The 12062-nt window shown below is 64.6% G+C and carries 11 protein-coding genes and 1 pseudogene; 6 read left to right on the top strand and 6 right to left on the bottom strand.

The annotated features are described in order from the left end of the window. Positions 1–52: 52 nt before the first annotated feature. Positions 53–1876 (bottom strand): phosphoenolpyruvate carboxykinase (GTP), encoded by a 1824-nt coding sequence (locus ACFW9Z_RS03690; RefSeq protein ID WP_384633804.1) that lies wholly within the window; start codon positions 1874–1876, stop codon positions 53–55. Positions 1877–2085: 209 nt separating this feature from the next. On the opposite strand from ACFW9Z_RS03690, the gene ACFW9Z_RS03685 reads away from it, so the two are divergent. Then, positions 2086–2844: a hemolysin III family protein gene (locus ACFW9Z_RS03685; protein WP_384633801.1), complete on the top strand. Its 759-nt coding sequence runs from the start codon at positions 2086–2088 to the stop codon at positions 2842–2844. 69 nt (positions 2845–2913) lie between these two features. On the opposite strand, the gene ACFW9Z_RS03680 is transcribed toward ACFW9Z_RS03685, so the two are convergent. Then, positions 2914–4935, bottom strand: a complete 2022-nt coding sequence (locus ACFW9Z_RS03680) for a thioredoxin domain-containing protein (protein WP_384633798.1) — start codon at positions 4933–4935, stop codon at positions 2914–2916. 533 nt (positions 4936–5468) lie between these two features. On the opposite strand from ACFW9Z_RS03680, the gene ACFW9Z_RS03675 reads away from it, so the two are divergent. Then, the gene (locus ACFW9Z_RS03675) at positions 5469–6020 is read left to right on the top strand and encodes a hypothetical protein (protein ID WP_384633795.1); all 552 of its coding nucleotides are present in this window, start codon (positions 5469–5471) and stop codon (positions 6018–6020) included. Between the two features lie 49 nt (positions 6021–6069). After that, positions 6070–6933 carry a TIR domain-containing protein gene (locus ACFW9Z_RS03670; protein ID WP_384633792.1) on the top strand — a complete coding sequence of 288 codons (864 nt, stop codon included), beginning with the start codon at positions 6070–6072 and terminating at the stop codon, positions 6931–6933. Between the two features lie 18 nt (positions 6934–6951). On the opposite strand, the gene ACFW9Z_RS03665 is transcribed toward ACFW9Z_RS03670, so the two are convergent. Continuing rightward, complete coding sequence (locus tag ACFW9Z_RS03665) at positions 6952–7680, bottom strand: hypothetical protein (RefSeq protein WP_384633790.1); 729 nt, start codon at positions 7678–7680, stop codon at positions 6952–6954. A gap of 382 nt (positions 7681–8062) precedes the next feature. Here ACFW9Z_RS03665 and ACFW9Z_RS03660 point away from each other — a divergent pair, with 382 nt between their 5' ends. Both ACFW9Z_RS03660 and ACFW9Z_RS03655 read left to right on the top strand, forming a co-directional pair. After that, positions 8063–8335, top strand: coding sequence for a hypothetical protein (locus ACFW9Z_RS03660; protein WP_384633787.1), 273 nt, complete (start codon positions 8063–8065; stop codon positions 8333–8335). Further along, positions 8332–8739, top strand: coding sequence for a type II toxin-antitoxin system VapC family toxin (locus ACFW9Z_RS03655; protein WP_384633784.1), 408 nt, complete (start codon positions 8332–8334; stop codon positions 8737–8739). The genes ACFW9Z_RS03660 and ACFW9Z_RS03655 overlap by 4 nt, the downstream gene beginning before the upstream one ends. A gap of 36 nt (positions 8740–8775) precedes the next feature. On the opposite strand, the pseudogene ACFW9Z_RS03650 reads toward ACFW9Z_RS03655, so the two are convergent. Beyond that, positions 8776–8931 (bottom strand): annotated as a pseudogene (locus tag ACFW9Z_RS03650) (DUF255 domain-containing protein); the annotation flags it as partial. A 172-nt stretch (positions 8932–9103) separates the two neighbouring features. On the opposite strand from ACFW9Z_RS03650, the gene ACFW9Z_RS03645 reads away from it, so the two are divergent. After that, a complete protein-coding gene (locus ACFW9Z_RS03645) occupies positions 9104–9670 on the top strand; it encodes a Uma2 family endonuclease (RefSeq protein WP_384633781.1) in 567 nt (188 codons plus the stop codon). 986 nt (positions 9671–10656) lie between these two features. Here ACFW9Z_RS03645 and ACFW9Z_RS03640 read toward each other — a convergent pair. Both ACFW9Z_RS03640 and ACFW9Z_RS03635 read right to left on the bottom strand, forming a co-directional pair. Beyond that, positions 10657–11382: a DUF4365 domain-containing protein gene (locus tag ACFW9Z_RS03640; protein WP_384633778.1), complete on the bottom strand. Its 726-nt coding sequence runs from the start codon at positions 11380–11382 to the stop codon at positions 10657–10659. Between the two features lie 488 nt (positions 11383–11870). Next, positions 11871–12062, bottom strand: a complete 192-nt coding sequence (locus tag ACFW9Z_RS03635) for a hypothetical protein (RefSeq protein ID WP_384633775.1) — start codon at positions 12060–12062, stop codon at positions 11871–11873.

Below are 12062 nucleotides of genomic sequence, written 5' to 3'. Positions count from 1 at the left end.
CTCAACTCAACTCAGCCCAGCTCAGCTCAGCGGGACCAGGCACCGTACGTGCTCAGCCCAGCCGCTCCACCAGCGCGCGGTACTCGTCCCACAGCTCCTTGGGCGTGTGGTCGCCGAAGGTGTTGAGGTGCTCGGGGACCAGGGCGGCCTCCTCGCGCCAGACCTCCTTGTCGACCGTGAGCAGGAAGTCGAGGTCGGACTCGGAGAGGTCCAGCCCCTCGGTGTCGAGCGCGCCCTTGGCCGGCAGGATGCCGATCGGGGTCTCGACGCCCTCGCCCTTGCCCTCCAGGCGCTCCACGATCCACTTGAGCACACGGCTGTTCTCACCGAAGCCGGGCCACACGAACTTGCCCGCGTCGTTCTTGCGGAACCAGTTCACGTAGTAGATCTTCGGCAGCTTGGCCTGGTCCTTGTCCGCGCCGACCTTGACCCAGTGGTTCATGTAGTCGCCCATGTTGTAGCCGCAGAACGGCAGCATGGCGAACGGGTCGCGGCGCAGCTCGCCGACCTTGCCCTCGGCGGCCGCCGTCTTCTCGGAGGCGACGTTGGCTCCGAGGAAGACGCCGTGCTGCCAGTCGAAGGACTCGGTGACCAGCGGTACGGCGGAGGCGCGGCGGCCGCCGAAGAGGATGGCCGAGATCGGGACGCCCTTGGGGTCCTCCCACTCGGGCGCGATGATCGGGCACTGCCCGGCGGGGACGGTGAAGCGGGCGTTGGGGTGGGCGGCGGGCGTACCGGACTCGGGGGTCCAGTCGTTGCCCTTCCAGTCCGTGAGGTGGGCCGGGGCCTCCTCGGTCATGCCCTCCCACCACACATCGCCGTCGTCCGTCAGCGCCACGTTGGTGAAGACGGAGTTGCCCCACATGGTCTTCATGGCGTTGGCGTTGGTGTGCTCGCCGGTACCGGGCGCGACGCCGAAGAACCCGGCCTCGGGGTTGATCGCGTAGAGGCGGCCGTCCTCGCCGAACCGCATCCAGGCGATGTCGTCGCCGATGGTCTCCACGGTCCAGCCGGGGATGGTGGGCTCCAGCATGGCGAGGTTGGTCTTGCCACAGGCGGACGGGAAGGCGGCGGCGACGTACTTGCTCTCACCCCGCGGCGGCGTGAGCTTGAGGATCAGCATGTGCTCGGCGAGCCAGCCCTCGTCGCGGGCCATCACGGAGGCGATGCGGAGCGCGTAGCACTTCTTGCCGAGCAGGGCGTTGCCGCCGTAGCCGGAACCGTACGACCAGATCTCGCGGTCCTCGGGGAAGTGCGAGATGTACTTGGTGGTGTTGCAGGGCCACGGGACGTCCTCCTGGCCCTCGGCCAGGGGGGCACCCAGGGTGTGGACGGCCTTCACGAAGAAGCCGTCGGTGCCCAGCTCGTCCAGGACCGACTGGCCCATGCGGGTCATGGTGCGCATGGAGACGGCGACGTACGCCGAGTCGGTGATCTCGACGCCGATGGCGGAGAGCGGGGAGCCGACGGGGCCCATACAGAAGGGCACGACGTACATGGTCCGCCCGCGCATGGACCCACGGAAGACACCGTCCGCACCCGTGAAGATCTCCCGCATCTCGGCGGGGTCCTTCCAGTGGTTCGTGGGGCCCGCGTCCTTCTCCTCCTTGGAGCAGATGAACGTACGGTCCTCGACGCGGGCGACATCGCTCGGGTCGGACGCGGCGTAGTACGAGTTCGGCCGCTTGATCTCGTCCAGCTTGGTGAACGTGCCCTTGGCGACGAGCTCCCCGCACAGGCGCTCGTACTCGGCCTCGGAGCCGTCGCACCAGACCACCCGGTCCGGCTGGGTGATGGCTGCGATCTCGTCGACCCAGGAGATCAGCTCCTGGTGGTGGGTGGGGACAGTGAGGGGAGCCGCGATGTCGCGCGCCACGATCGCTCCTTGTTGAGGGTGTGTGTTGTCAGGTGCCCCGTGGGGGCTGCGACCCGGATGCTTCGTACCCTTCAATCCCCTGGCGCTCATCCGGTGCCGACCGCACTCATTTGATCATCCGACCCTTTCGCCCATATGTCCAGGGGGCCGCACACGTGAGCATCACCACTCATATCCGTTACCTACGGTTGCGTAGGTAGCATGCGGATATGACTGACGCCGCCGCTGCCGCCGCGCCCCCAGGACCTGCCACCGCGACTCCAGGACCTGTCACCGCACTCCCGACAGGACCGGCCGAGGCGGCCACGGGACCTGTCGTGCTCGACCCCGTCCCCGTCAAGCCCCGGATGCGCGGCTGGCTGCACGCCGGGATGTTCCCCGCGGTGGTGATCGCCGGGATCACCCTGATCGCCCTCACCGACAGCACCCGGGGCCGCATCGCGGTCGCGATCTACATCGTGACCGCCTGCCTGCTCTTCGGCGTGAGCGCGGTCTACCACCGGGGCACCTGGGGCCCGCGCGGCGAGGCGGTGCTCCGCCGCCTGGATCACGCCAACATCTTCCTGATCATCGCGGGGACCTATACCCCGCTGACCCTGCTGCTCCTGCCCGAATCCACCGGACGGCCCCTGCTCTGGGCGGTCTGGGCGGCCGCGGCGGCGGGCATAGCCTTCCGGGTCTTCTGGGTCGGCGCCCCGCGCTGGCTCTACACGCCGTGCTACATCGCGATGGGCTGGGCGGCGGTCTTCTTCCTGCCCGACTTCATGCGGACGGGCGGCATCGCGGTGCTGGTGCTGGTCATCGTGGGCGGGCTGCTCTACAGCGCGGGCGGCGTGATCTACGGCATCAAGCGCCCGAACCCGTCGCCGCGCTGGTTCGGCTTCCACGAGGTCTTCCACTCGCTGACACTGGCCGCGTTCGTGGCGCACTACGTGGGCATCTCGCTGGTGGCGTACCAGCACGGATAGTCCGTACGGGTACGGGAAAGGGGCCGGTCACGCACCACGCGACCGGCCCCTCACCGCTGCACAGGGCCCTCAGCCGCCCAGCTTCACCGCCAGCTCGCCCGCGTCCGTGGTCGGGGCGTCACAGACGAAATGCCGGCAGACGTACGCGGTCGGCGCGCCGCCCACCAGGGGCCGGTCCACCAGCAGCGGGAACTCGGCCCCCGCGCCCGGCCCTTCCCCCGCCGCGACGACCGCACCCGGGGCCCGGCCCAGCAGCGCCGTACGGTGCAGCTCACCGCCGACCGGCCCGGCCACGGCCACCTCGCGGGGCCCGTCCAGCAGCGCCTCGGCGACGGCGAGCCCCCAGCCGATGAAGCGGGGGGCGCGCGGGGCCAGCGCCTTGACGACCCCGAGCGCACCTTCGGCGGCGGTGCGGTGGGCGTCGGACCCGGTGTACGCGGCGTACGAGAGCAGGGCCCCCGCAGCGGCTGTCCACCCGGCCGGGGTCGCGCTGTCGGTGGGATCCTGCGGCCGCCGGATCAGCTTCTCGGCATCGTGGGCGGTGTCGTAGAGCTGCCCGCCCTCACCGGTGAACTGCTCCAGCACGACATCGAGCAGGAACCCGGCGAATTCCAGCCAGGCCCCTTCCCCCGTGACAGCGGCCAGCGCGAGGAACCCCTCGGCGACATCGCCGTAGTCCTCCAGCACGCCCGCGTTGTCCCCCGCACGCCCGTCCTTGGAGGTACGGGTCAGCCGAGCGACTTCACCGAGATGGACCCGGACCAGCAGATCGGCGGCCTCGGTGGCGCGCTCCACGAGGTCGGGCCGGTCGAAATAGGCCCCGGTCTCGGCGAGGGCGGCGATGGCGAGCCCGTTCCAGGCGGCGACCACCTTGTCGTCCCGCCCAGGACGCGGCCGCTCCTCACGTGCCGCCAGCAGCCGCGCCCGTACGTCGGCGACGCGCCCGGCGTCCACGGGCCGCGCCTCACCGGAGAGCTGGAGAACAGAGGCACCCTCCTCGAAGGTGCCCTCCTCCGTCACCCCGAAGTACGCGGCGGCGAAGGCTCCGTCCTCCTCACCGAGCACCGCGCGCAACTGCGCGGGAGTCCAGACATAGAAAGCACCCTCGACATGCTTTCCTTCCTGATCCTCACTGTCGGCATCGAGCGCGGAGGCGAAACCACCCTCGGCGGTACGGAGCTCCCGCACCATGAAGTCGGCGGTCTCCAGGGCGACCCGCCGGGCTTCCTCGGACCCGGTGGTACGCCAGAGATGGGCGTACACGCGGCACAGCAGCGCATTGTCGTACAGCATCTTCTCGAAGTGCGGAACGACCCATTCCCGGTCCACGGAGTACCGCGCGAACCCACCCCCGAGCTGGTCGTAGATCCCGCCCCGGGCCATCGCCGAACAGGTGTCGGCGGCCATCTGAAGGGCACCTTCCGCTCCCGTACGGGCGTAATGCCGCAGCAGGAACTCGACAGCCATGGACGGCGGGAACTTGGGCGCGCCCCCGAACCCGCCGTACTGCTCGTCGTACTCCCGCGTCAGCCCGAGCAGCGCCTGCGCGATCTCCGCCTCCCCCGGCACCCCGTCGCCCCCATGGGCCAGCGACCGCCCGGCCAGATCGGCCACAATCCGCCCGGCCACCTCGGCCACCTCCTCCCGCCGGTCGCTCCACGCGTCGCTCACCCCTTCGAGCACCTGCCGGAAGGAGGGCGATCCGTGCCGGGGCTCGGGCGGGAAGTAGGTCCCGAAGTAGAAGGGTTCGGCGTCGGGCGTAAGGAAGACGGTCATCGGCCACCCACCGTGCCCGGTAGCCGCCTGAACGGCCTCCATGTAGACGGCGTCGACATCGGGACGCTCCTCCCGGTCGACCTTCACGGCGACGAACCGCTCATTGAGGTAGGCCGCGACGGCCTCGTCCTCGAAGGATTCGCGGGCCATGACGTGACACCAGTGGCAGGAGGCGTATCCGACGCTGAGCAGCACGGGCACATCCCGCTTCCTGGCCTCCTCGAACGCCTCGGGCGACCAAGGCCACCAGTCGACGGGATTGTCGGCGTGCTGGAGCAGGTACGGAGAGGTGGTCTGCACAAGTCGGTTGGCCATGCCCCCAATCCTCGCGCACCCACCTCCACGCCACCTCCACGCCACGGGGCGCGGCTGCGCGACGGGGCGGCCAGCCCAGAGCGGCTGACCGCAAAGGGAGAAGCGCCGACAGGGGCCAGGGCTTCTCATCATTCTAAGGGCTGTCCCGCACTCCCTGGCGGGCGCACGGCGACAGCTACGGCACCTCACCGCATTGCCGGGACGCCCGAATAAATCCAGTATGCGGAGGTCCGTCCGCCTTGCGATGCACCGCATCTGACGCCGCGCGGTGCTGCACCAGGAATTGCGGGACAGCCTTCAGGTCCGCAGCGCGACTTCTTCAGTGTGCAGCCGATTCAATCGCTCCTGCCCAAAAACGGCAAACGCGTGACCGATCCAGCGCTGAGCAGCAACCTGAGAGCGATTACCCATTACCTGCAGCAATCCCTAACTCGACCCCACTCCAAGGATAAAGCCATGATAATACTATTCAGGGGGAGGTTTAGCGCTCCTTCTGCTTGGATATTTTGCGAACCACCACCATGGAGGGCGAAATGATCGCATCACTCGTGCCAGCTGCAGCCGGGATCGTAATCGCGATCATGGTGTACTGGTTGAACCACAGAGGCGAAGTTCACAGATCCCTCAGAAAGGAAAGGATCATCTGGGTAAGCAGCCAACTGAAAGACCTCTACGGCCCCCTTCTTGTTTTGGCGGAGACCAACGAACGGGCATGGAAAGAATATCGGAGAACATATTTTCCGCCTGATCCAGAAGAATCACCATCGGGTTCACTGACGGAATCGATGTCGATGCGATGGCATGTTTGGGTTGAGACGGTTTTTGCCCCAAGGGCCCAACAGATAAGAGAGATCGTCACCGCGCGTGGAGATCTAATTATCGAAAGAGAGATGCCGCCAGTGGTGCTTGACTTTTGCGCCCACGCAGCAACCTATGATGCCCTATTGGCAGACTGGGGCACCGCTTCCGTTAACGATTCTACATTGATCCGTCACCCTGGAAGCGCTTTCCTGTCGTACGTGCGCGAGTCGTACATCGCCCTGAAAGCCGAGCAAGAAGAACTACTGAAGTCGAGTCGACGTTAATTAGCACCCCGGTCCTTGGTCGGCTAGTTCACGGAGGGATTAACTTCCCATGAAGGTATTTCTAAGTTGGTCCGGGGAGCGCTCCAGGCGAGTGGCTGAGGCTCTCAAGTGCTGGCTTCCGGATGTCATCCAAGAGATTGACCCGTGGGTCTCAAGTCAAGACATCGCCAAAGGGGGCAGAGGGATCGACGAAATTACACATGAACTTGCCGCGACAGACTTCGGGATTATCTGCGTAACCCCGGAGAACGAAGCATCGAAATGGATCAATTTCGAGACAGGGTCACTCGCCAAGAAATTTGAAATCGCACATGTCGCCCCTTTTCTCCTGGATATGAAGATTGCCGACTTGGCCGGCCCTCTATCTAAGTTCCAGGCTACCGTAGGCGATAATCGGGACGACGTCCGAAAGCTGATTAGCGACATGAACAAGGCGTCATCAGGACGGGTAGTGGCGGAAGATCGCCTGGAGCGAGCTTTCGCACGGAGTTGGCCCGAACTGGAAAGAGCCCTCCAAGAAGCACAGAGGGCGCTACCAGGGAGTGTGCGACATTCAATCGAACGATCCGAAGCGGAGATGCTTGAAGAGATCCTCTTGCTGGTTCGAAAGCAAGAATTTCGCGGAACAAGCCTGGAAGGGAAAGTAAATCAAGCTGAGGAAAAACTATCACGCAGTCGGCGCATCAGCGAAGATGAGTTCATCTTGGCGTCATTCGCGAAGATCGGATGGCAGGTGACTAAGTCCTCGTGGGGAAATAATGGGGTGAACATCACCGCACAACACCCGGAAAACGGTAGCGCATTTCTGTCACGCGATTTCATTGAGCGCATGACAAAGTCCTTGGGTAGGCCTGTGACCGTAATGAACGAGTCGGGCAATGCACTAATTCACAGCGGCATGGAAATCACCTAGCGTGTGTGCGCTATCGATTTACTGGACAAACTTCTCCTCGACGGGCATCGGCATGTTCTCTGTTTTCTTGAAGCGCAGGTTCTCAACCTTTCCTTCCTGGACCCACGCATTCCATGCCTTAATATAAATGGCTACTTGTTCACGCATGGTATAGCGGCGCTTGGCGCCCCTCCTTTTCACATGCGGGACCTTAGACAGGGCGAGCCGCGGATCTCCAATCTCAAGGTTTGCGCCTGAGGTCAGCCCCTCGATCCAACTATCTGCCTTCACAGCGGGGGCCGCCTCGGTCGTGACAAAATATCCAACCGCCACCCCGGTTTGGCTCGCAAATACATGCCTAGAGATCTCGCGACCCATCTTCACTGCTTCTCGGTACATGTCGCTGTCCCCGTCGTATGCAGCTAGAATGCGGCCGTTCGCGATTCGGGCTGCATTACCACTCCACGAGGAGTCCGGCATGTTCTTAAACAGAAGAACATGCCGAATGGTGGAGTAAAGCACCGGAAGATACCTCTCGCCAGTAGAAGAAAGAGTGTCCACCCCACTTCGACGCTTCCCTGTGTCGAGGACAGGAAACGCGGTTCTCGGAAGCCCTTCGAAAACATAAATCCACACGGGAACACCGGCCTTAAGGGCGGCATTCAAGCGATGCTGACCATCGAGGAGATACCCCGTACCAAGAGGTCCGTCGAGCGCGATTCCCTGATGCGTTAACTGCCAATCACCGCGGATAATCGAGTCAGCCAAGAATTCTACTTGACCCCAGTCCAGGCGACGATTTACCACTGCTCGAGACAGTAGGAGTCCCGCCATATCCGGATCGACTTGCACGAGACGTGGCGTAGGCGCGCCCTGGGGGACGCCGCTATCGATATGCACCTCTAAAGCGTAGAGGACTTGAGAACGTAACGGCACCGAAGATCTAAATTGATCATTTTCGAACGGAACTGAGGGCCCCGTTGCGTCCTGCCGGGTGGCAGCAAGTGGGCCAGTCCGTGTCGCACCTAAGCAGGTGTCTGCCCCAGCCGGGGAAGCTCATCCGGGTTCAGGGCGGCTTCGGCCCTCAACCAGCTCATGGGAAGCGTCTAAGCCCTCACCATTGTAATAGTGCTTGTCTTACACTCTGAGCATGAAGCCGACCCGTGCCGGAACCACCGAGAACATCTCCGTGTCCATGCCCGCCGAGCTGGTCAGCGAGCTCCGCTCCCGAACCGGCCGCCGCGGGCTGTCCAGCTACATCACCGAAGCCGTCAGGCACCAGCTCGCCATGGACGGACTCGCCGAGATCGTGGCGTCCCACGAGGAAGAGCACGGCGCGCTCACTGAGCAGGAGATCGAAGCCGCTCGTCTCGAGCTGTTCGGAGACGTGAACGCCGAGGACGTCGAGCGGGGTGCCGCGTGAAAGAGCAGCCAGCCCGCTCGCTGGTGCTCGACTCCGAGGCGCTCTCTCTGCTCCTGCGCAACGACCGCGGCATGGCGGCTCGCATCGAGGCGTCCCGGCAGGCTGGGGTTCCCGTCCTCGCGTCCGTGCTGACCATTGTTGAAGCCGTGCATGGGAAGACCGATCTGGCACGCTTGAAGTGGGTGCTCTCCCGGCTGCGGGTGGAACCGGTCAGCCAAGAGGACTCTCTGACCGCAGTGAAGCTGCTTCGGGACGCCGGCGGGCTGCATGGGCACAAGTACGCGATCGATGCCCTCGTCGCCGCGCTCGCGCTCCGTGTCCCGGCTCCCGTGATCGTTCTGACCTCCGACCGCGACGACTGGTCGAAGCTCTGTGGGAGCCGTGTGATCCTCAGAGAGGTGTGAGCGCCGTCGGCTACTGGGTTCGCGAGTTCACTGTCACCAGTGGCAGGAGGCGTATCCGACGCTGAGCAGCACCGGAACGTTCCGCCTTCTGGCTTCCTCGAACGCGTCGGGCGACCAGGGCCACCAGTCGACGGGATTGTCGGCGTGCTGGAGCAGGTACGGGGAGGTGGTCTGCGCAAGTCGGTTGGCCATGCCCCCAATCCTCGCGCACCCACCTCCAGGACGCGGCTGCGCCACGGGGCGGGGTGGGAAGGGGTAGGTGGGACGGGTGGGTGCTGCTGATATCGGGCGGCGCGACACCGGCGAACAGTAGGCTGGCTCCAGCAGCACCGGGACCGCAGAGGCTCCTCGAAGGAGGTACACCATGACCGCCGAGATGGTGGCGCCCGCGTGGATGCATTCGCAGATCAGCGCGGAGCAGTACGACTCCTGGACCGAGGAGCAGTGCGCCGGCATCGAGATCGTGGACGGAATGGTCGTCGTGAGCCCGAGCCCCTCCAAGCGCCACAACCGGCTGGCCCGCATCCTGGCCAACGCCCTGGACGCCGCCGCGGGCCCGGACTGGAACGCCGACACCGACTTCGACGTCCGCCTGCAGGACGTTCCCCTCACCAACCGCCGCCCTGACGTCATCGTCTACCGGGCGGAGACCATCGACCTCACTCCCACCCGCCCCGAGCACGTACTCCTGGTCGTTGAGGTCGTGTCCCCCGGCTCGGAGACCACCGACCGGATCGTGAAGGTCGACCAGTACGCCAAGGCCGGCATCCCCTTCTACTGGCGTGTCGAACAGGCCGCCACCGGGGTCCCGATCGTCTACACCTACGTTCTCGACCCCGCCACCAAGGCTTATCGGGACGGCCAGATGTTCACGGGCGTGATCAAGACTGCCACACCCTTCTCCGTCACCGTTGATCTAGGAAACGTCTGACAGCTCTGGAAGATTCTTTCTTTGTGACTGAGCACAAAGGAAAGCGCAAGTTCCGGGAACGCCTGGAGGCGCTTTTCGCTGCGACCGGCTCGCCCAAGCCGGCTGCGATCTCTTCTGCGAGCAGGGACAGCCTTGGGTGAAGCTCCCTGTCCGTCCAGCGCATCAGCGATTGGCGAAGCGGAAAGCACGTACCGACGAAAAAGCTCTTTCGACAGCTCCTCCGTGCGACCGACACCTTGGCTCGGCAGCGAAACATTGTCCTCCCTGCCGCACTCGCCGACCCGGCAGCCCGGGGATCGTTTGCTGCGCGGGGCACGAGCAAAGATTCCCTCCTCCGCCACAGGAGGAATCGCGTCACATCACGGCAGGAACAGTCCGGATACCGATCCGCCCAGTAGCTGACGCCCAGCCTCTGGAACTGGATGTGCACCGAACAAGTCGCCTGGAGGGCGGCCCTTCACTACCGTCCTATCTACCGCGGGACGTGGACGGGGCAGTCGCGACTCAACTGGCAGAAGTCAGGGAGAGCGGTGGTTTCGTCCTGTTGGTCGGCGAGTCCACGGCTCGGAGGTCACCCCTGCCGTGGACGCGGCATGTGGCGAGAACTTCCAGCAGGTGTCCGGACCGGAAGTCCGGACACCATGTACTTGACCAGGCACTTCGATCAACCTGGCACGCAAGGCGGCTCGAAGTTCCGGTACCGCGCAGCCTTTTGTGAGCGCAATCGCACCAATCGGTGCGACGTCGCTCAGGAAGGGATCTCATCGTGACCGTGGCACTGCTGACCACCGTGATATGCGCTGGTGCACTCACCCTCCGGTAAGTCATCTACCCACTGACCCTTTTGATCGGTTTCCTGTCAGCGCTGCGCGGCCTCAACGCTCCCCAAAGAGTGGCGGTCTTCCGTGCCTTCGCCCGAGCAGTTACAGATGTGAGTAACCACCCCACGAGTGACTACTCACGATCGGCCCCACGCTCCCGAAAGATCAGGCTGGTGCGCTCTGCCCAATCGGTCGACGCCACCACTCCGTGGATTTGAAGCACCCCATGAGCCAATATGCTTCCGCGCTGTCAAGAATCACATCACCGATCATCGGGATAGGGCTGAAGCAGAGCATCCGCTCCTGTATGCGCACCGGCTCCCAGTCGAGATCATGATGAAGCAAAACTGCGAATGGCTCCCCGCGCTGTTGCCAGAAGATCATGGGTTCGCCGCACTCGTTCTCGAAGGGCTTGACTATGTCGTTCGGAGCGAACTCAACGTCCGCCATGTCCGCCCACCGTCCAACCCCTTGACGTTCCCAGACCAGCAAGTCGCGGATACTCGGTACGAAAGTTTTGATGGTGTCGTCATCCAGCACGAACTCTCTTGAGACAACGACAGACTTCAGAGTCTTGCGCTGCGCGTCGGCGCGGCGGATCTGACGGGTCGCGTTGGCCCAGAAGAGACCGCCCCGTTCAGGATCATGGACTACACAGAACACCGGCAGGCTGCTGTCGCGCCTGTTGCTCCCGTGGTCCCCTACTCGGACCCGGTGGCCTCTCCTGGTACGCGTCGAGACTCCACCCTTGACCTGCACCGCAATGGAGTCTGCTGTTCGCTCGCCATTCTGAACAAAGGTGACATGCAGGTCCTCACCATGGTCGTTACTGCCGTCGACCTCCTGCACGATGTGCCCGTGTCGCTCCAGCAGCGCACGGACCTCGTTCACGGCTATGCGCCCAACGCGTCGGCTCTCAGGTACCTTCGGCATCCCGCCCCCTTCTATCCCCTAGGGAACAAGCCTAGGAGAGCCAGCCAGCGAGGTACCCCAACGCCTCGAAGTCAAGGGCGTTACCTCCGGGCCTGCATACCGATTACCGTCAGGCAGGCCCGCACGGACTCCGCCTCGCTTGCCCGAACCGCGCGCATGCGCCATCAGGTGGTGGACGGCTGTCTTCCCACTCTTCGCAGCTCAGCCGCGGCAGGCATTCATCGGGACGGCCCGCCGGGCGGACTTCGGCCTGAGAGCCGTCTGACAGCGCGGGAGGAACCGCCTCTCGCGCCGCCGCACCGAGGTCAGCCCACCGCCACAAAGGGCAGCGCGGAGATGACGGAGACCAGGAGCATTCCGTCCGCGACGGTGTCGGCCACCAGGATGCGGCGGACCTGGCCGCCGGTCTCGCCGGGTAGGTCGCGGGCCTTGTCGCGGTGCTTCGTTCAGTTCTGCGGGCGCCTTCGCCGATCCGATGTTCCGAAGGTGTGGTCGAGGAGGGAGCCGACGAAGCTGACCGCCAGGTAGCCCCCGCCTTCGGTGTCGGCGGCGGACTTCTTGGGGAGCACGCCCAGGGACAGGACCCGGAAGGAGCGGCGGCGCAGGACGTGGCCTCCTGTGACCCGGTCGTATCGCAT

The sequence above is a fragment of the Streptomyces sp. NPDC059452 genome, from assembly GCF_042750035.1.
Taxonomy (GTDB): Bacteria; Actinomycetota; Actinomycetes; order Streptomycetales; family Streptomycetaceae; genus Streptomyces.
The sequence above is the reverse complement of the archived record's forward strand: the minus strand, read 5'-3'. Positions and strand labels throughout refer to the sequence as shown.

Bases quoted from the DNA above. Each gene is read 5' to 3' on its own strand.
- ACFW9Z_RS03685 (WP_384633801.1), top strand. From the start codon at position 2,086: ATGACTGACGCCGCCGCTGCCGCCGCGCCCCCAGGACCTGCCACCGCG.
- ACFW9Z_RS03680 (WP_384633798.1), bottom strand. From the start codon at position 4,935: ATGGCCAACCGACTTGTGCAGACCACCTCTCCGTACCTGCTCCAGCAC.
- ACFW9Z_RS03675 (WP_384633795.1), top strand. From the start codon at position 5,469: ATGATCGCATCACTCGTGCCAGCTGCAGCCGGGATCGTAATCGCGATC.
- ACFW9Z_RS03670 (WP_384633792.1), top strand. From the start codon at position 6,070: ATGAAGGTATTTCTAAGTTGGTCCGGGGAGCGCTCCAGGCGAGTGGCT.
- ACFW9Z_RS03660 (WP_384633787.1), top strand. From the start codon at position 8,063: ATGAAGCCGACCCGTGCCGGAACCACCGAGAACATCTCCGTGTCCATG.
- ACFW9Z_RS03645 (WP_384633781.1), top strand. From the start codon at position 9,104: ATGACCGCCGAGATGGTGGCGCCCGCGTGGATGCATTCGCAGATCAGC.
- ACFW9Z_RS03635 (WP_384633775.1), bottom strand. From the start codon at position 12,062: ATGCGATACGACCGGGTCACAGGAGGCCACGTCCTGCGCCGCCGCTCC.